Annotated in this window: 11 protein-coding genes; 4 read left to right on the top strand and 7 right to left on the bottom strand. The window is 62.8% G+C overall.

The features are described 5' to 3' along the window. Positions 1–27 precede the first annotated feature (27 nt). Both ACYVM5_RS15560 and ACYVM5_RS15565 read left to right on the top strand, forming a co-directional pair. Positions 28–552, top strand: a complete 525-nt coding sequence (locus ACYVM5_RS15560; protein WP_460619030.1) for a hypothetical protein — start codon at positions 28–30, stop codon at positions 550–552. A gap of 123 nt (positions 553–675) precedes the next feature. After that, positions 676–1,131 (top strand): YybH family protein, encoded by a 456-nt coding sequence (locus tag ACYVM5_RS15565; RefSeq protein ID WP_198066345.1) that lies wholly within the window; start codon positions 676–678, stop codon positions 1,129–1,131. 89 nt (positions 1,132–1,220) lie between these two features. Here ACYVM5_RS15565 and ACYVM5_RS15570 read toward each other — a convergent pair whose 3' ends face one another. The 5 genes from ACYVM5_RS15570 to ACYVM5_RS15590 all read right to left on the bottom strand — a co-directional run bounded on the left by ACYVM5_RS15570 (position 1,221) and on the right by ACYVM5_RS15590 (position 12,185). Then, positions 1,221–1,595 carry a hypothetical protein gene (locus tag ACYVM5_RS15570; RefSeq protein WP_460619031.1) on the bottom strand — a complete coding sequence of 125 codons (375 nt, stop codon included), beginning with the start codon at positions 1,593–1,595 and terminating at the stop codon, positions 1,221–1,223. Positions 1,596–1,600: 5 nt separating this feature from the next. Then, entirely contained in the window at positions 1,601–2,128 is a 528-nt protein-coding gene (locus ACYVM5_RS15575; protein ID WP_460619032.1) for a hypothetical protein, read from the bottom strand. Between the two features lie 9 nt (positions 2,129–2,137). Beyond that, positions 2,138–3,550, bottom strand: a complete 1,413-nt coding sequence (rlmD, locus tag ACYVM5_RS15580; protein WP_460619033.1) for a class I SAM-dependent RNA methyltransferase — start codon at positions 3,548–3,550, stop codon at positions 2,138–2,140. Positions 3,551–3,736: 186 nt separating this feature from the next. Continuing rightward, complete coding sequence (locus ACYVM5_RS15585) at positions 3,737–9,802, bottom strand: T9SS type B sorting domain-containing protein (protein WP_460619034.1); 6,066 nt, start codon at positions 9,800–9,802, stop codon at positions 3,737–3,739. Positions 9,803–9,914: 112 nt separating this feature from the next. Continuing rightward, the gene (locus ACYVM5_RS15590) at positions 9,915–12,185 is read right to left on the bottom strand and encodes a GEVED domain-containing protein (RefSeq protein ID WP_460619035.1); all 2,271 of its coding nucleotides are present in this window, start codon (positions 12,183–12,185) and stop codon (positions 9,915–9,917) included. A 275-nt stretch (positions 12,186–12,460) separates the two neighbouring features. On the opposite strand from ACYVM5_RS15590, the gene ACYVM5_RS15595 reads away from it, so the two are divergent. Further along, positions 12,461–13,270 carry an SDR family oxidoreductase gene (locus ACYVM5_RS15595; protein WP_460619036.1) on the top strand — a complete coding sequence of 270 codons (810 nt, stop codon included), beginning with the start codon at positions 12,461–12,463 and terminating at the stop codon, positions 13,268–13,270. Between the two features lie 181 nt (positions 13,271–13,451). On the opposite strand, the gene ACYVM5_RS15600 is transcribed toward ACYVM5_RS15595, so the two are convergent. Then, positions 13,452–15,107, bottom strand: a complete 1,656-nt coding sequence (locus ACYVM5_RS15600; protein WP_460619037.1) for a S8 family peptidase — start codon at positions 15,105–15,107, stop codon at positions 13,452–13,454. 142 nt (positions 15,108–15,249) lie between these two features. Continuing rightward, positions 15,250–15,717, bottom strand: a complete 468-nt coding sequence (locus ACYVM5_RS15605) for a hypothetical protein (protein ID WP_460619038.1) — start codon at positions 15,715–15,717, stop codon at positions 15,250–15,252. A gap of 338 nt (positions 15,718–16,055) precedes the next feature. Here ACYVM5_RS15605 and ACYVM5_RS15610 point away from each other — a divergent pair, with 338 nt between their 5' ends. Further along, entirely contained in the window at positions 16,056–18,677 is a 2,622-nt protein-coding gene (locus ACYVM5_RS15610) for a PIG-L family deacetylase (RefSeq protein WP_460619039.1), read from the top strand. Positions 18,678–18,684: the final 7 nt, after the last annotated feature.

Genomic DNA, 18,684 nt, shown 5'->3' on the forward strand with positions numbered 1-18,684 from the left:
TTTCTTGTCTCCATAAATCGTTAAGCCATGAAAAAGCTTCCTTATCTCTTCGCTTTGCTGGTGCTGTTGAGCACCTCTTTCGGCACTCGTTCGGCCCAGGCCCAAATCCTGAAAAGCTGGAGCCCGCAGGCCAAAGGCACCGCCATCGGTGGCCTCGGCGGTGCCGCTGCCGGTGCTCTCATCAACAAGCGCAACCGCGTGGTGGGTGGCGTGGTAGGCGGCGTGGCCGGTGGTGCCATTGGCTACGGGGTGGGCAAGCATATTGACAACAAGCGCAAGCAGCGCGCCGCTGCTGCTGCCGAACGTGCGGCCGTAGCCGCCCGCGAAGCCAACTACCGCCGCGAGCTGGCCCTGGCCCGCAATCGCCAGACGGTGACGACCACCCGCACCACCCAAACCGCGCTGGTGCCCGCGAATAGCTTCACGGCCTCGGCCGCGGCCATGCAGGGGGCGCAGCCCGAGCTGACGAATGGGGCCTACCTGCCCAACGACTCGTACGGCGACGCTTCGAAGCCGTATTCGATGGAGCAGGTTCGTCGTAAGAGCTGGTAATTGCCCGTAATGATAGGTACACCAAACCCCGGGCCGTTGGCCTGGGGTTTGGTTGTTTTAGCCGGTTTTGCAGCGGCGGGGAATCTGCCCGTCGCGTTTTTTCTTCACCAACCTTCTGGATTTATGAAATCCCTTTTTTGCAGCTTACTCGTGGCCGTGACGCTTTCCTCTTGTTCGAAAGCCGGCGAGGCCGTCAACGTTCAGACCCTGGACCAGGACTTTATCAACGCCTGGAACAGCCGCGACTCGGGTAAAATCACCGGCATGATGGCCGACGACGTGGCCTTTGTGCAAGGCAATGCCCACTGGAAGGGCAAAGACGAAGTGGGCCAGAAGTGGGTGAGCGCCACCATTGCCACCATCAGCAACCTCAAAACCAGCGTAAGCAGCTCGGGCACCGACGCTAACACGGCGTATGAAGCCGGCACATTCTCGGTGGATGTGCAGCCGGCCGGTCCCGGCCAGCCCGCCGGCTTTGGCGAAGGGAATTACATTTTCCTTTGGAAAAAAGCCGCCGATAACACCTGGAAGCTGAGCTACGCGCAGCTGGAAGACTTGCCGGTGCAGCGCCGGAATTAGGCTGTTGTAGGGGGTGAGCCCCGCACCCTACAACAAAAGCGCCACGGCTTTAAGTCGTGGCGCTTTTTGTTTTTCAACAGGTATCGGCTCTAATCCTCTGGGTAGGGCACGAATACGAAATTCGTGAATTCCTCATCGAGCACGAAGAGGCAGCAGAATTCGTCGGCATCCTTGTAGGTCGCTTTGAAGGCTTCCACGCCATCTACATCAATAATGCCTTGCTGCACGAACAGTTCCAAGTAGCTGGCGAAGACGTGCCATTCCAGGTTCAGCTCGTCGGCGTTGACGAGGAGGCCGCCGAGGGGCACTTCCTGCTTGGCAAAGACGAAAATGGGGTATTGGCTGAAGTCGCCCTTGCGAATCTGGGAAGAGGCTTCGGCCAGCGTGTCGCACACCTTCACGAAATCCTTGGTGATGGTGCCGAGGTATTTGCCGTTGAGTTCGGGGTCGTTGAAGTAGTCCATTTTGATTATTTGGCTAATTGTCTGCTTTTATTTATTTTATCAATGAGCAGACGAAGCTTCTGTTCGTTTCGGCCAAATGAAAAAGGAAGTCGGCCCTTAATGTTACCACCACCATTCATTAGGTTCAAATACACTACACTTTCTTCTACTAAAACAGTGGCATGTACTGGGATACCAAACCAATTTGAACCCTTCTTAGCAATAATACTTAGCTGAGTTATTGATGAAACTTGCCACCCTAGTACGTTGAATACATGGATTATCAATTGATGATTATCACCTGCACTTAAATTCGTTTTAAGAGGTGTCAAATTTCGCTCAGTTAGTAAGCAGTACAGCGTGTAAAATGATAATCCGCTCCATAGCAATAAGCCAGCGGGAGCATATGGGTTGAGTGGTCTATCGAAAATGAATACTGTGCCAATCGCACAAAAGCATAGGCAGTAGAATAGCACGAGAAATCCTCCATACCATCCGGGCATGGCAGGTAACTTACCGAGACGAATTGCTACGTTGACTTCCTGCTTGGTCATTTGTAATTTCTACTTCAACTCCAGCGCCACCACATTCTCTACATGGTGCGTGTGGGGAAACATATCCACCGGCTGCACGCGCGTCACTTTATACGCGGCGTCGAGCAACTCTAAATCGCGGGCCTGGGTGGCAGGGTTGCAACTGATGTAGACGATGCGGGGGGCGCGCAGCTCCAGGAGTCGGGCCACCACGTCGGGGTGCATGCCGGCGCGGGGCGGGTCGGTGATGAGGACGTCGGGGCGGCCGTGGTGGGCGGTGAAGTCGGCGGTGAGGATGTCCTTCATGTCGCCGGCGTAGAACTCGGTGTTGGTGATGTTGTTGATTTCGGCGTTGACGTGGGCGTCGGCCACGGCCTGCTCCACGTACTCGACGCCGATAACTCTGCGGGCCTGGTGGGCCACGAAGCTGGCGATGGTGCCGGCCCCGGTGTAGAGGTCGTACACGAGCTCATCGCCTTTGAGGTCAGCGAAGTCGCAGGCCACTTTGTAGAGCTGGTGGGCGCCTTCGGAGTTGGTTTGGTAGAAGGACTTGGGGCCGATGCGGAAGCGCAGGCCTTCCATCTCTTCCTCGATGTACGGCTTGCCGCGGTAGGTGATGACGTCGAGGTCGTGGAAGGTTTCGTTGCCCTTGCTGTTGAGGACGTAGTTGAGGGAGGTGATGCCCGGGAACTTGGCGTAGAGGGCGTCGAGCAGGGGCTCGATGCTGTCGTGGGGGCGGTAGCACTGCAGAATCACCATGATTTCGCCGGTGCTCTGAGCGGTGCGGATGATGAGGTTGCGCAGGTTGCCGGTCTGGCGCACCATGTTGCCGAATTCGAGGCCGTGCTCGCGGCCGTAGTCGCGCACGAAGAGGCGGATTTCGTTGCTGGGCTCGGCCTGGAGGTGGCAGTGCTGCACGTCGATAATCTTATCGAAGCGGGCGGGGGTGTGGAAGCCCAGCACGTTGCGGTCGAAGGTCTGGGTATCGTCGTTGATTTGCTCGGTGGTGAGCCAGCCGTTGTCCGAGAAGGTATATTCGAGCTTGTTGCGGTAGTAGGTGCGCTGGGGCGAGGAGAGGATGAACGGAATCTCGGGCAAGGCTACTTTGCCGATGCGCGTGAGCTGGTCGACGACCTGCTGCTGCTTGAAGTGCAGCTGGGTGTCGTAGCCCAGGTGCTGCCACTTGCAGCCGCCGCAGGTGCCGAAGTGCTGGCAAAACGGCATGGTGCGCAGCTCGGAGTACTGGTGGAATTTCACCGGTACGGCTTCGAGGAAGCTCTTTTTGGCTTTGGTGACGTGCAGGTCGACCACGTCGCCGGGGGCGACCTGCGACACGAAAATGACGAGGTTCTCGACGCGGACCAGGCATTTGCCTTCGGCGACCATGTCCTGGATGGTGACGTTGCGGAGTAACTCGGGGGCTATTTTTTTGGCTCGGCTCATAAGGGTGCAAAACTACACCACGGATTCGCTCGGATTTTTCGGATTTCACGGATTTTGTGGACCGGTGCCGTACCACTCACCCAACAAAAAAAGGCCTCCCGAAATTAGGAGGCCTTTTTAGTGGAAAGATGTCGGTTACAAAATCCGTGGAATCCGAAAAATCCGAGCGAATCCGTGGTCCGGCGGCTACTTGATTATCTCGAACCAGTTCTTCTGGCTGGTGCCGTTGGGCAGGGTCAGGATGTAGAAGTAGTTGCCGGCGGGCGTGCTGTCGTCGCCACCCCAGTTGTTCTGGTAGTTGGTGGTTTTGTACACCTCGCGGCCCCAGCGGTTGAAGATGGTGAAGGTGTTGCCGGGATAAAGCGAAATGTTGTCGATAACGAGCACATCGTTGAGGCCGTCGCGGTTCGGAGTGATGACGTTGTAGGTCTTCACGGCGTTGGCGAAGCTCACGCTGGTTTCGTTCGAGTTCGAGAGCAGCGGCGTAGCATCGGTGCTGGCGGCCACCACCCGGAAGTTCTGGCTAAAGCCTACGCCGGTGGCGGTGGCGTTCGGGTCGTTGTTGGTGGCAGTGTATTGCAGCGTCGTGGGGCTCACCGTAGCAATGAGCACCGGCGCACCGGCATCGGAGCGGCGGTAGATGCGGTACTCCTTCACCGCGAAGCCCACAAAAGCGTTCCAGGTGAGAGCGGTGCTTCCTTGGTCGCGGCCGCCGGCGGTGGTGGTAGCGATGGCTTGCAGACGGATGGTCTGGGCCACGCCGGTGGTGTTGGCCGTGCCGCAGCCGTTGGTGAGGCTGAGCTGGTACTCGTAGGAGTTGGCGTTGGCATCCACCGCGCTGTTGTCGGTGAAGGTGGTGGCCGTAGCGGCTACCGTGCCCACTGCTACGAAGCTGCCCGAGCCCGCCACCCGGCGCAGCACCTGCACCGGGTTGGGGGTGTTGCCGCTGTTGGGCACGCTCAGGCTGATGATGACGCGGTTGTTGCTGGCGGCATCCACTGAGGCGTTGGTCAGCACCACCGTGGGGCTATCGAAGAGGATGATGCGCGTAGTGGCCGGGCCGGCGCACGAAGCGGGAGCCGCGCTGATTTCGGCGGCGCTCACCGTGTACGGGCCGGTGGCATTGAAGCGCACCGTAATCTGGCTGCCGGTGCCGCCCGTTGTGATGGTGCCGCCCACCACAGTCCACTGGTAGCTGGCCCCGGTGGTGGGGTTGGCAATGGCGTATTGCTGCGGCGTAGCCACATTACACACGAAGCCCGAGCCCGAAATGGTAGGGGCTGTGGGCGTGGGTGCCACCGTGAAAGGCGTGGTGTAAAGCGGGCCTACGCAGCCGGCCGAGGTGGTTTCCTGCACTGTGAGGGTGTAGGTGCCGGGGGCGGGCAGCGTATTCAGCACGCGGGTGTTGCCGGTGCCGGCCAGCGTGGTGCCATTCAGCTGGAACACGTAGGACGAACCGGTGAAGCCGCCGGGCAGGCCGAAGGTCACGGGGCCGTTGGTCTGGCACACGCGCACCGGGGCGGTGATGGCCAGCGTGGTGCGCGGCGAGGGGTTGATGAGTACCCGCAGGGTATCGGAAGTGCCCAGGCAGCGGCCACCGGCCGGGTTGCTGGTTTCCGTCACCACAATTTTGCCGATGGTAGGCACCGTCACGGGAGCCCAGTTCACAGTCACCGTATTCTGGAAAGTGCTTACCTGTGTGCCACCGATGATGGTCCAGGAGTAGCTGGAGCCGGCGGCAAACGCACCGCTCACGTAGCGATAGGGGCCATCGGCTTGGCATACGGCGCGCGGCAGCGGAGCCACGGCCAGCACGTCGCCGGGGCCGGTGGGCCGCACGGTTTGCAGGCGCTGGTTGATGATAACGGGCAGCGTAGTGGTATCGGAAGAGCAGCCCTGCGCGTTCAGGCTGAATGCTTTGATGTAGCCGCCGGTGCTGGCCACGCCCCAGTCCACGGTGATGGCCGGAGTGCCCTGGCCGCTGGCAATGGTGCCGCCGTTAATCTGCCAGGTGAAGGGCGTACCGGGCGGGTAAGCCGTGCCCGTGGAGGTGGTCACCGAGTAGGCAATGCCCGTCACGGTGGGGCACACCGAAGCCGGTCCCACAATGGCCGCTGCCGCCGGGCGCGGGCTGATGGTGATAACCACGGCATCGGTGCTCACGCAGCCGTTGGCGGTGGTGGCCGTCACGGTGTAAGTACGGGTGATGGGCGCGGTCGTGGTGTTGGAAGCCGTAAACACGGGCTGCGCGGCGGCGGTGCTGCTCAGGCCCGTGGCCGGAGCCCAGCTATAGGTGTAGCCGGCGCGGGCCGGGGTGCCCAGGGCAATGGTCTTGAGGTCGCACACGGCCGCGTCGGGGCCGGCATCGGCCACGGCGGCGGGGTTCACGGTCACCGTCACGGTGCTGGTGGCCACGCAGCCATTGGCGGTGGTAGCAGTCAGGGTGAAGACGATGGGGTTCGGCGTGATTGTGGTGTTGGTCAGCGTGAACGTGGGGTTGGCCACGGTGGTGCTGCTCAGGCCGGTGGCCGGGCTCCAGCTATAGGTGTAGCCCGTTACCGGGGCCGCGCCCAGCGTGATAGTCGAGCCCGAGCACACGGCCTGGTTGGCACCCGCCACGGCCACGGCGGCCGGGTTGATGGTAACCACCACGGTATCGCGCTGGAAGCAGCCGTTGGCCGTCGTCGCCAGCAGAATGTACTGCTGGGTGATGGTAGTGCCGGTCAGGTTGGGCAAGGTCACGGTTGGATTCAGCACCGAAGTGCTGCTCAGGCCGGTGGCCGGGCTCCAGGCGTAGGTAGTGCCGGCCACAGCCGTACCAGCGCCGATGAGGGTACCTACGTTCGAGCAAGTGGCTTTGTCGGGGCCGGCCTGCGCCACGGCGGCGGGGTTAATGGTCACGGCCACGGTGCTGGTGGCGGTGCAGCCCTGGGCTGTGGTAGCGGTCAGCGTGTAAGTCACCACGATGGGCGCGGCCGTCAGGTTGGGCAGCGTCAGGGTGGGGGTGAGGGCGGTAGCACTGCTCAGGCCGGTGGTGGGCGTCCAGGCGTAGGTGGTGCCGGCCACGGCCGTGCCGGTCCCGATAACCACGCCTACGTTGGAGCAGGTCGCCTTACCCGGCCCGGCCTGAGCCACGGCGGCCTGGTTCACGGTTACGGCCACGGTGCTGGTGGCCGAGCAGCCGTTAGCGGTGGTAGCGGTGAGGGTGTAAGTCGTGGTGATGGGCGCGCCGGTGGTGTTGGTCAGCGTCACGGTCGGGTTCAGCACGGAAGTGCTGCTCAGGCCGGTGGCCGGGCTCCAGGCGTAGGTGGTGCCCGTTACAGCGATGCCAGCACCCAGCGTCCGGGTTTCGCCCGAGCAGAAGGCCACGGCCGGACCAGCCTGCGCTACTGCGGCCGGGAAGATGGTAACTACGACCGTGCCGGTGCTCACGCAGCCATTGGCAGTGGTGGCGGTCAGGGTGTAGGTCTGGGTGATGTTGGTGGTACCGAGATTGGGCAGGGTCACGGTCGGATTCAGCACCGAAGTGCTGCTCAGGCCGGTAGCCGGGCTCCAGGCATACGTGGTGCCGGCCACGGCCGCGCCGTTGCCAATGGCCACGGGCACGTTGGAGCAGGTGCTGCGGGCGGGGCCGGCATCGGCCACGGCGGCGGGGTTGATGGTCACGGCCACGGTAGCGGTAGCCACGCAGCCGTTGGCTGTGGTAGTGGTCAGCGTGTAAGTGGTGGTGATGGGCGCACCGGTGGTATTGGTGCCGGTCACCGTCGGGTTGAGGATATTCGGGTTGCTGAGGCCAGTGGTAGGCGTCCAGCTATAAGTGGTGCCGGCCACGGGCGTTGCCGTGCCGCCCAGCGGAGCCGAAACTGTGCCCGAGCAGAAGCTGATGGCCGGGCCGGGTGTGGCTACGGCCGCAGGGTTGATGGTCACAATAACCGTCGACGTCGCGGTGCAGCCAGCAGCGCTGGTCGCCGTCACCGTGTAGGTCTGGGTGATGGGGGCGCCGGTGGTGTTGGGAAGCGTCACGGTGGGTTGGGCCACGGTGCTGCTGCTCAGGCCAGTGGCCGGGCTCCAGCTATAGGTATAGCCGGCCAGTGCCGGGGTGCCAATGGCCGTCGAGGCCACGCCCGAGCAGGTGCTGCGGGTCGGGCCGGCATCGGCTACGGCGGCAGGGCTCACCGTTACCACCACGGCATCGGTGCTCAGGCAGTTCGGGCCAGATGATACCGTGAGCGTGTAGGTTTGGGTGATGGGGGCGCCGGTGGTGTTGGGCAGCGTCACGGTGGGCTGAGCCACGCTGGTGCTGCTCAGGCCAGTGGCCGGGCTCCAGGCGTAGGTGAAGCCCGTGACGGCCGCCGTGCCCAGCGGCGTGGAGGCCACGTTGGGGCACACGGTAAGGTCGGGGCCGGCGTTGGACGTGGGCGGCGGCGTCACCGTCACCGTCACGGTGGCCGTGATGGAGCAGGTGCCGTCGGTGCCGGTCACGGTATAGGTGGTGGTGGCGGTGGGCGATACCGTAACGGTGGTGCTCGTCGAGTTGATACCGCCGCCGGTCCAGACGTAAGTCAGGCCCGCCACGCCGGTTACCGTCAGGGTAGTGGACGTGCCCTGGCAGATGCTGGGCGCAGCGGCTACGGCCGTAAGGGCCGGCAGAGGCCGGATATCCACGGTTTTAACTACCGAGTCAGACAAACAGCCATAGGTCGAAACACCCTTGAGCGACAGCGTGCCGGTGGTGTTGGCACTGGCCCAGGTTACCTGCACCGTGTTGGTGCCCTGGCCGCTCGTGATGGTGCCGCCCGTAATGCGCCAGCGGTAAGAGGCTGGCACCGGGCCGGACGCGGTGTAGGTGCGTACCGTGGCCGGGTCGCACACCGTGGCCGGGCCGGAAATGGCGTTGGGGCCAGCGGCGCGGGTTACCGTCACCCGGAAAATATCCGAAGCCAGCTTGCCGCCGCAGCCGTTGTCCTTCACGGTCACGCCCAGGTCGTAGGGCGTGGTGCGGGCCTGGCCGCAGCTGGAGTTGTAGATGAACGTGCCCGATACCGAGCCCGTGCCGGATGCCGTGGCCGTGCCGGTCAGGTTGCCGGCCTGCACCACACCGGTGCTGCCATTAAAGGTGGTGTTGAACGGCCCGCTGCCATCGAGCAGGGCACTGTTCACGGTAAGCACCAGCGGGTGGTTGCTGCTGGCCTGAGTAGCCGTAATCGGAATGCTCAGCGACTGGCCTTCTTCGATGGTATAGTTGCGGGGCGTGATTGTAGGAGCCGGTAGCAGCGGCGGTGTGGTGGGCGGACAGGTCGAAACCACCAGCTGCAAGTCTCGTCGGGTGGTGCCAATCAGCACTTCCACGCCGTTGATGGAGCGGTATTCCGCTACGTCCACCGCCACTACGTACAGGCCGTTGGTGCGGGCCCCGTACTTGGCAATGCCCGTACTGGCATTGATGGTGGCAAAGTTGCCCGCGCCCGTGCCAAACGGATTGGCCGCGCTGTAGGCCGGGTAGTAAGGCACCGGCTGGGGCAGGGGCGGGAAGGTAGCGGCGTTGGTCAGGAAGCCGTAGGGGGTGCCGAAGGAGTACACCAGCCGGTCGCCATCGGGGTCGAAGGCGTTATTGAGCGAGATGGTCGTATCGTTCTGACATACGATGGCCACGGCCGTATCCGAAAACACGGGCGAGCGGTTGTAAATGAGCGGCGGGGCCATGCTCACGTACAGCGTCAGGGGCACGTTGCCGCCGGTGCCCCCGCTGGGGTTGTTGATGTTGGTGAGGGTGTTGTTGCGGGCACTCACCGAGTACACGGCGTAGTAGCCATCGAAGGAAACCGGCAGGTTCACCGTCTGCACGTATTTGCACAGGTAGAACGGCTGGCTGGGCCCACTCACCGCGCAGCCTTGCGGCACGGGCGGGGCAATGGGCGGGGGTAGGTTGGCATTGGTAGGCGTAGGAGCTGTGCGGTTGAAGCTATAGCTGCCAATGCGCGCCCCGGTGGTCCGGTTGTAGATATCAATCGGCGCGTTTACCGGAGGGGCCGCAATGCCATTGGGGTTGGCATTGGTGTACAAGCCGTTGCTGTACACCGTCAGGGTGATTTCGTAGCGAAAGGGCGTAGCCGCCGGTCCGGTCGCGTCGAGGTAGCGGTAGCTCATCTCGCCGCCCAATAGGTGCGAGGCCTGCGCCGGGCGCGTGCCCAGTACCAGCAGCGCCAGTAGTAGCATCGACCCAAAAAAACGCCGTAGTAAGGTTGTAGGCATACAATAAAATGAAGGGGAGGGAAACCGAAAAACTGCCCCAGCCACCAGAAGGCGGCCGGGGCGGTTAGAAGTTGATTTCGGACATCGTAGCTGCCCGAAGGAACATTTGTAGTTATTCGCGCACCAGGCGGCGCAGGGCGGTCTGGCCCTGCGCGTCGCGCAGACGCAGCACGTACACGCCGACCGGCAGCGTGCTCAGGTCCAGCTGGGCATCGGCAGTGGGGCCGAGGCGCAGGGCCGTGCGCAGCACCGTCGCACCCAGTACGTTCTGCACCTCGGTGGCGTAGAGGCCGGCGGCGCTGGCATCGGGCAGGCGCAGGCTCACCCGCCCATCCAGAGTGGGGTTGGGGAAGAGGCTGAGCGTGGGCAGGGCTTGGGCATCGCGGGTGGCCAGAGGCAGGATGCGCAGCTGGTAGTCTTCCACCTCGGCATTGAGGAGATTGACGGCGCAGGGGGTGGGGGTGCCACCGGTGGCGTTGGCCACCACCATCACCCGCATGCGGGGATTGATACCGGCCGTGCCGGCGGGCACCGTGAAGGGAGCCGTAAATGCGTTGGCGGTTGCCGTGCCGTTCACCACCAGCTCGGAGGTTTCAAACGTGCCGTTCATGTTCCAATCCACCCAGGCGGAGGTGCGGTGGTTGGCCGCCAGGTTTGTGGCAACAGTCAGGCTGAGGGAGTTGCCAACGTTGGCCGACAACGACAGGCTGGTGTAGTTGGCGTAGCCGCCCGTGGCTACACTGGTGCTGTTGGTGAAAGCCGGCGTGGCATTGGCAATGCTCACGGTCGTGATGAAGAACGGGCTGGGCAACTGCTGCCCGGTGGGCCCGGTGCCGCCCGTGCCATTCGATGCGCAGAACGTGAGGCAGGGCACCTGAATGGTCACCGCGTTCAGGCGCGTCACGCTGGCCGTGCCGTTGGCATTGGTGGCCGTCAGGGTCACGTTGTAAGTGCCCGAGGCGGTGTAAGTATGCGTGGGGTTTTGCAGCGTGCTGGTGGTGCCATCACCGAAGTTCCAGGCCCAGGAGGTGGGCAGGTTGGTGGTGAGGTCGGTGAACACGATGGGGTTTACACAGCCCCCAGGCACGTAGTTGGTACTGAAGTTGATGATGGGCGGCAGCGTGTTGGGCCGAGCTATGACGGTGTAGTCTTCCACCTGGCCGCTCACGGGGCTCACGCAGGGGCCGCTGGTGTTGCCAATGGCATCGGCAATCACGCGCAGGCGCAGGGGCTGGTTGAGCGTGGTGCCAGCGGGCAGGGTAAGGGTGGTAGTAGCGCCGGGGCTGGGCGTGTTCAGGCCCGTGTACACCAGTTCGGAAGTGGCGAAAATGCCGTTGTTGTTCGCATCCAGATACACCCGGATATCGTGTGGGTTCACGCCGCCCGTGGTGATAATCATCTGGTTGCTTACGCCCACAATCAGGTCGGTGCGTTGGGGGCAGGTGAAGTCCTGGTAGCCGGCGCTCCCATCAGCCGAGGTATTGTCAATAGTGCCCAGCCGGAAGCGGGTGATGCCGTAGTTGGCAAAGTAGTTGGTGGTTTGGGGCGAGCAGGTGGCCGCCAGCGGCACCGACGCATTGTACACAATGCTGGTGGCGGCGCTGGTGTTGTTGCCCACCGCGTTGGTCGCGCGCAGCGTCACGGCGTAGGTGCCGGCCGTGGCGTAGGTGTGCGAGGGGTTCTGCAGGGTGCTGGTGCCGCCGTCGCCAAAGGTCCAGAGCCAGGACGTGGGCAGGTTCTGGCTGGCATCGGTGAACTGCACAGTGCCGGAGCAGGTGGTGGTGCCGTTGGTGGTGAAGGCCGCTACCGGCGCGCTCACGTTCGACGACAGCCGCACGCTGTAGTCTTCCACCTGCGAGTATTGGGGCGTGGAGCACGAGGTGGGCACGGTGCCCAGCGCGTAGTCCGACGACACCCGCATGCGCAGGTTGGTGTTGAGCACGGCCGTGGCCGGTGGCGCAAACGTGCCCGTGTGCAGGATGGCGTTGGGCGCATCGAACACCAGCTCGCTGTTGCCGGTGAAGGCCCCGTCGTTGTTGTAGTCAATCCAGACCTTCACGTTCTCGTTCACGTTCGGGCCGGTGCGCACGCTGATGCTGTAGGTCTGGCCCACCGTCAGGGCCGCGTTAAAGGTGCAGCCGTAGTCGTGGTAACCGTCGATGTAGTTGCCCGTGGTGTTGTTGATGAGGCCACTCCCGACGTTAACGTTGAGAATGCCCATGCCGTAGAGGTTGGCCTGGCCGCTACTGGCATTGCCTGGCGTGCACACGGCCGCAATGGGGCAGGTGGTTTGGGCGGCGGCCTCTGAGCTTACGCCCAGCCCCAGCAAAACAGCAATAAAACCCGGCGCAAACCGGGACCAGGAACGTAAGTGTGGATGCATACGGTACTTTGAAAGAAAGCAATTGAATTCAACGGATAAATGTAAGCAGAAAGCAGGGATGGCCCATTCGCAATCGGCCATTACGCATTCTGAGTCGGCCACCCCGCACGCGGGTTCGCCTAATACCCGTCCCAGCCCGGCCAGCAACTGGCTGACCAGAACCCGTGAAGGAGGTTTAATTACCCTTCGCAAAAATCGCACCACCCAGCCGTAATTTCGCCCGGATTATTCGTTCTCTCTTTCTCGCTGGCCCAGCTGGGCCATTCATTTAGCTTATGCCAACTCCCACTGTTCTCATCACCGGCGGCACATCGGGCATTGGCCGGGCCTGCGCGCTGGCTTTCGGCCGGGCCGGCTACCAGGTGGCCATCACCGGGCGCGACGAAATTAAACTGGCCGATACCGCCGCCGCGCTGGCCGCCGCCGGCGTGGCCCACCTCACCATCCGGGCCGATGTGGGCGACGAGGCTGCCGCCGAGCGCGCCGTGCAGGAAACCGTGGCCCGCTTCGGCGGTCTCGACGTGCTGCTCAACAACGCCGGCATTAGCATGCGCGCCCGCTTTCAGGATGCTGACCTGGAAGTCATCAAGCGGCTGATGCAGACCAACTTCTTCGGCACCGTGTTTACCACCAAGTTTGCGCTGCCGCATCTGCTGCAGCGCAAGGGCACTATTGTGGGCATCAGCAGCATTGCGGGCTACCGGGGCTTGCCGGGGCGCACCGGCTACTCGGCTTCCAAGTTTGCCATGAACGGCTTCCTCGAAGCCCTGCGCACGGAGCTGCTCGACCAGGGCGTGAACGTGCTCACGGCCGCGCCCGGCTTCACGGCTTCCAATATCCGCAACACGGCCCTGGCGGCCGATGGCTCTTCGCAGGGCGAGTCGCCGCGCGACGAAGGGGCCATGATGAGCAGCGAGGCCGTGGCCGATGAAATCCTGAAAGCCGTGCAGCAGCGCAAGCGCACCATCGTGCTCACGGGCCAGGGCAAGCTGGTGGTGTTCCTCAATAAGTGGCTGCCCGGCCTGAGCGATAAGCTCGTGCTGAACCACTTTCGGAAAGAGGAAAAGGGCGTGGACGTGGGGTGAGTTGAGAACAAAACAGCCTCCTGTCATCCTGAGCGCAGCGAAGGACCTTATTACCGAAGAACAATTTGCAGAAGCTCAATCGGTCCAGCTGTGATAAGGTCCTTCGCTGCGCTCAGGATGACAGTAAAGAAAAAGCCCGTCTGGTGAATCCAGACGGGCTTTTTCTTTACTCTTAATAACCCTACAGCGTCGCCTTCTGCGCCAGCTTCACCGCCTCGTACATATCCACCACGCCGCCGGTCACGGAGAGCGTTGAGAAATCGGTCTGCTTATCGGTGCCGGGCACCTGCACTTTGGTGTGGTGCACCTGAGCGCTCTGCATGATGATGCGCTTCAAATCGGTGGCCGTGAGCTTGGGGAAGTAGGATTTCAGCACTGCGGCCACGCCGGCCGTCACGGGCGAGGCCATGCTGGTGCCGCTTTCGTTGCCGTAGGTGCTGCCGGGCAGCGTGCTGTAGATGCCCACGCCGGGCGCGAATACGTCCACGCCCTTTTTGCTGTAGTTCGAGAAGTCGGCGGTCAGGTTCACGTTGTCCTTGGGGCCGGACGCGCCCACCGTCAGCAGGTTCGGGATGGTGGTGTTGTTGATGTAGAACGAGGCCGGGTAGTTGTCGGCCACGTCGAGGTTGTGGTTTTCGTTGCCGGCGGCGTGCACCAGCAGCACGCCTTTTTGGGCGGCGTATTTGTAGGCGGCTTCCACGGCGGGGCGCTGGGGCGAGAATTCCTTGCCGAAGCTCATGTTGATAATCTGCGCGCCGTTGTCCACGGCGTAGCGGATGGCGTTGGCAATGTCCTTGTCGCGCTCGTCGCCGTCGGGCACGGCGCGCACCATCATGATGCGCACGGGGTCGGGCGCGAGGCCCTGGATGCCGAGGTTATTGGTGCGCACCGCCGCGATGATGCCCGAGACGTGGGTGCCGTGCATGGGGTCGGGGCCGTGGAGGTCGTTGTTGCCGTAGAAGCGCTGGGTCACGTCCTCGGGGTTGTCCTTGATGATGTCGGCCCGGGGGTTGAAGTCCAGATTGAGCGAATTATCCAGCATGCTGCGCTCCTGCTTCACGCCTTCGTTCAACTCCTTGAGGAGGGCATCGGCGTCGCCGGCCCCGGTCTGGCGCATCATGTCGAGCATGCCGGCCACGGCGCGCTTCAGGTTGGGGTCGTCGGGGTTGGCGTTTTTGAGGGCGGTGGTGTCCAGCTTGTCGGTGCCGAGGGCCTGCTTCATGTTGGTCACCATCTGGGTGAGCGGGCCGCTCATTTCCTCCACCTGCTTGCTGCGCTCGGTTTCCTCCTTGAGGCGGGCCGAATAAGCCTTTTCGGCCTTCTGATACAGCAGGTAAGCGGCTTTATCGGCCGGCTTCACGGTTTTGGCCGTGATGCCCTTGAAGCGCTTGCGGCCGGCGGCCACAATGCGCGTCATTTCCAGGGTTTCGGCGTTCACGTTGCGGCCGTCGGGCGCGCCGAGGAAGTTCCAGCCGTGTACGTCGTCGATGTAGCCGTTCTTGTCGTCGTCGATGCCGTTGCCGGGGATTTCGCCCCGGTTCACCCACAGCACCGGCTTGAGGTCGACGTGGGCCGTATCGATGCCCGAGTCAATGACGGCCACGATGACGGGCGTCGGCACTAGGTTTTTGAGAATCTCATTGTAGGCGCGGTTCGCGCCCACGCCGGGCACGTGGTCGAGCTGCGGGTCTTTGAGGTACCACTGGGCGGCGCTTTGGTCGCCGGCCGCCGGGGCAGCGGGAGTCGAAGGGCTGTTTACCGCCTGGGCCTGGGCCAGAACCGGCAGCGTCAATAAGGCCAGCGAAAGCGACCAGCGGCGGAAAGGAGTAATCATCATACGCAAAGGATGGGGCCGCAACGGGCAGCCGGTGTGGGTGGTAAACCGAATTTCACACAAATGAAGTTCAGCCGGGGCAAAGACGCGCCAAGCCCGCCCGGCGTTGCGCCGGGGCACCCTGCGATAAGGGCGCTGCCGCGAGCTATGCCCGTGCGGCAGGCCCTGGTGGCCCCGCCACCACCAGCAGCAGGGCATCTTCGGCGGCGGCCGTGAGGCGGTGGTAGCGCTTGCCGGCCCGGGCGGTGTAGGTGGTCAGGCCGTACTCGCCCAGGGTGTGGGCCATGCGGGCGGTGGCGCGCTCGCCCTGACCCAGCAGCTTCAGCAGTTCCTGGGTGGTGAGGGTGGGGTATTCCAGCAAATGCAGCAGAAAGTGGGCCTGCACGGCGCTGGTGCGGCGGTCGCGGTGGCCGTGGGTGGTGCGCAGCCACTGGGCAATGCGCCCATGCACGGCGGCCGGCTCCTGGCTCAGGGGCGGCGGGGGCGGGGGATTGTCGCGCAATTCGATGCGCCGGGCGAGGCGTTCCGCCAGAGTATCGGCCATAATCAAGGCACCGGCCGTAGAAGTGAGCAGCCCGCCGGCCGAAGGTAGTGCTTCAGCAGTCTTTTTCACTCTTCCGAAAGCAAAATCCATCCTTCCGACAGCCTTTTCCGCCAACGGAAAAGCACTAAAAACAGGCGTAAATGAACAACGAGAAGGCGTAAATGAACAACCAGAAGGCGGAAAAGAACTGTAAAAAGGCGGAAAAGCACATCGGAACGCCGAAAGTGAACTACTGCATGGCGTACCTGAACTACTAGCAGGCGTACCGGCCCTACTAAGGCAAGCAAAAGAACAACTCCCCGGCGGAACAGGTGTTCTAAGGCCCGGCGCGTGGTTTCGGGGAAAGGGATGGGCGCGGGCAGCCGCGGCGGCTGGTAACTTCGCGGCCTCCATCTGGTTTCCTGCGCATGATTCGTTCCTTACGCCCGCTCGCTGCGGCCCTGCTACTGCTCACGGTTAATTGCTCCCTGTTAACCGAGACGAAGGCGCAAACGCCGAAGTCCTACACTTCCTCCGAAATCCTGCTGGGCCTCAAGAAGCTCAACGTCCTCGGCTCGGTGATGTACCTCGCCGCCCACCCCGACGACGAAAACACCCGCCTCATCGCCTACCTGGCCAACGAGCGCCTGCTCGAAACCAGCTACCTGAGTTGCACCCGCGGCGACGGCGGCCAGAACCTCATCGGCCCCGAGCTGCGCGAAGGCCTCGGCGTGATTCGCACGCAGGAGCTGCTGGCGGCCCGGCGCCTCGACGGCGGCCGGCAGTTCTTCACCCGCGCCAACGACTTCGGCTTCTCCAAAACCTCCGACGAAACCTTTCGCATCTGGGACAAGGAGCAGGTGCTCGCCGACATGGTGTGGGTCATCCGCCAGCGCCGGCCCGACGTGCTCATCACCCGATTCCCGCCCGATGCCCGCGCCGGCCACGGCCACCACCAGGCCAGCGCCATCCTCGCCGCCGAAGCCTTCGACGCCGCCGGCGACCCCAAGCGCTTCCCCGAACAGCTGCAATACGTGCAAGCCTGGCAGCCCAAGCGCCTGCTCTGGAACACCGGCAGCTTCTTCGTGAAGCCCGGCGAAAACATGGACGGCTACCTCAAGGCTGACGCCGGCGGCTACAACCCCCTGCTGGGCCAGAGCTACGGCGAAATCGCGGCCCGCAGCCGCAGCAACCACCGCAGCCAGGGCTTCGGCTCGGCTGCCCAGCGGGGCGAGGCGCTGGAGTATTTCCAGCCCGTGAAAGGCGACAAAGCCACCAAAGACCTGTTCGAAGGCGTGGACCAGACCTGGAACCGGGTGCCCGGCGGCGCGGCCGTGGGCAAGCTCATCGAGGAGGTGATTCGCAGGTACGACCCGAGCAACCCCAGCGCCAGCGTGGCGGGGCTGCTGAAGGTGCGGGAGGTTTTTACAACGGCGCGAGACATTCAAGGCCCCAGCAAATTCAGCTTTTATCACAAGGAAAAGCTGGCTGAAATAAATGACCTGATTAAAGCTTGCCTTGGGCTTTACATTGAAGCAAATGCTTCTGCTGTCACTGTTGCTTCGGGACAGAAACTTCCTGTGACATTGACTATGGTGAACCGCTCACCAATAGCTATTCAAGTTCAAAGCTTAGATATCTACGGTTTCAAACTCGATACCTTAATAAATAAAACGCTTGCTGCTGGTCAGTCACTTTCGCTGCCAGTGTCGATTAACGTGTCAAATACGGTCCAGAACTCGCAGCCTTATTGGCTACGGGAGGTGCCAAGTGTGGGTATGTATAAGTTGCCCAAGCAAATTCCGAATGGAAATTCGCCGTCAACGGTATATGCGTTTGGGCGACACGGCTTCGAGCAAATTCCTGGGTCGGGCGAAAATATTGAGCAACAGCAATTGATTGGCCTACCTGAAAACCCAATCTTGCCAAGCGTCTATGTAAGCGCAAAAATTCAGGAAGGCTCAGTTGAATTCATGGTCCCCGTCCAGTACAAGCACACCGACCCCGTGCTGGGCGAATTATACCAGCCGCTGGCCGTGGTGCCGCCCGTGCTGGTGAACCTGCCGCCCGCCCGTTCCTACGTCTTCGCCGATGCCCAGCCCAAGACCGTGCCCGTCACGCTGCGGGCTGGGCGCGCCGGGGTGAGCGGCCGCCTGGCCCTGGCCCTGCCCGCCGGCTGGAAGTGCGAGCCCGCCACCGTCCCCTTCGCCCTCGCCGCCAAAGACGAGGAACTGACCGTGAACTTCCAGGTGCAGCCCCTGGCCGGCGCCGCGCCCGGCCGCGCCGAGCTGCGCGCCACCGCCACCGTGGCCGGCCAGGCCTACGCCCGCGGCATCCAGAAGATTGAGTACCCGCACATCCCCACGCAGTTCCTCTTCCCCGAAGCCGTGGCCCCGCTGGTGAAGCTCGACCTGAAGCGGCGCGGCCAGAACGTGGCCTACCTCATGGGCGCCGGCGACGAAGTGCCCGACGCCCTGCGCCAAATCGGCTACAACGTGACCCTGCTCGAACCCAAAGACCTCACCGCCGCCCGCCTCAAGGAATTCGATGCCCTGGTCGTGGGCATCCGCGCCTACAATACAGTGGATGCGCTAAAAACCAAGCAGCCCGAAATCCTCAAATACATCGAGCAGGGCGGCACCGTGGTGGTGCAATACGTGGTGAACCGCGGCACCGTGATGCCCGAAATCGGCCCGTACCCCATGACGCTAAGCACCGACCGCGTGACCGTGGAAGACGCCCCCGTTACGCTCACAAAGCACCAGCTGCTGGCCGCCCCGAACAAGATTACGGCCGACGATTTCAAAGGCTGGGTGCAGGAGCAGGGCCTCTATTACCCCTCGAAGTGGGACCCGAAATACCAGACCGTGATTTCGAGCAGCGACCCTGGCGAGGCTCCCAAGGAAAGCGCCATTCTGGTGACGGACTACGGCAAGGGCCACTACATCTACACGGGCCTGTCGCTGTTTCGGGAGCTGCCGGCGGGCGTGCCGGGCGCGTACCGCATTATTACGAACATGATTTCCTACGGGAAGGAACCGGCGCAGTAGAGACGCA

The organism is Hymenobacter ruber (assembly GCF_054783255.1).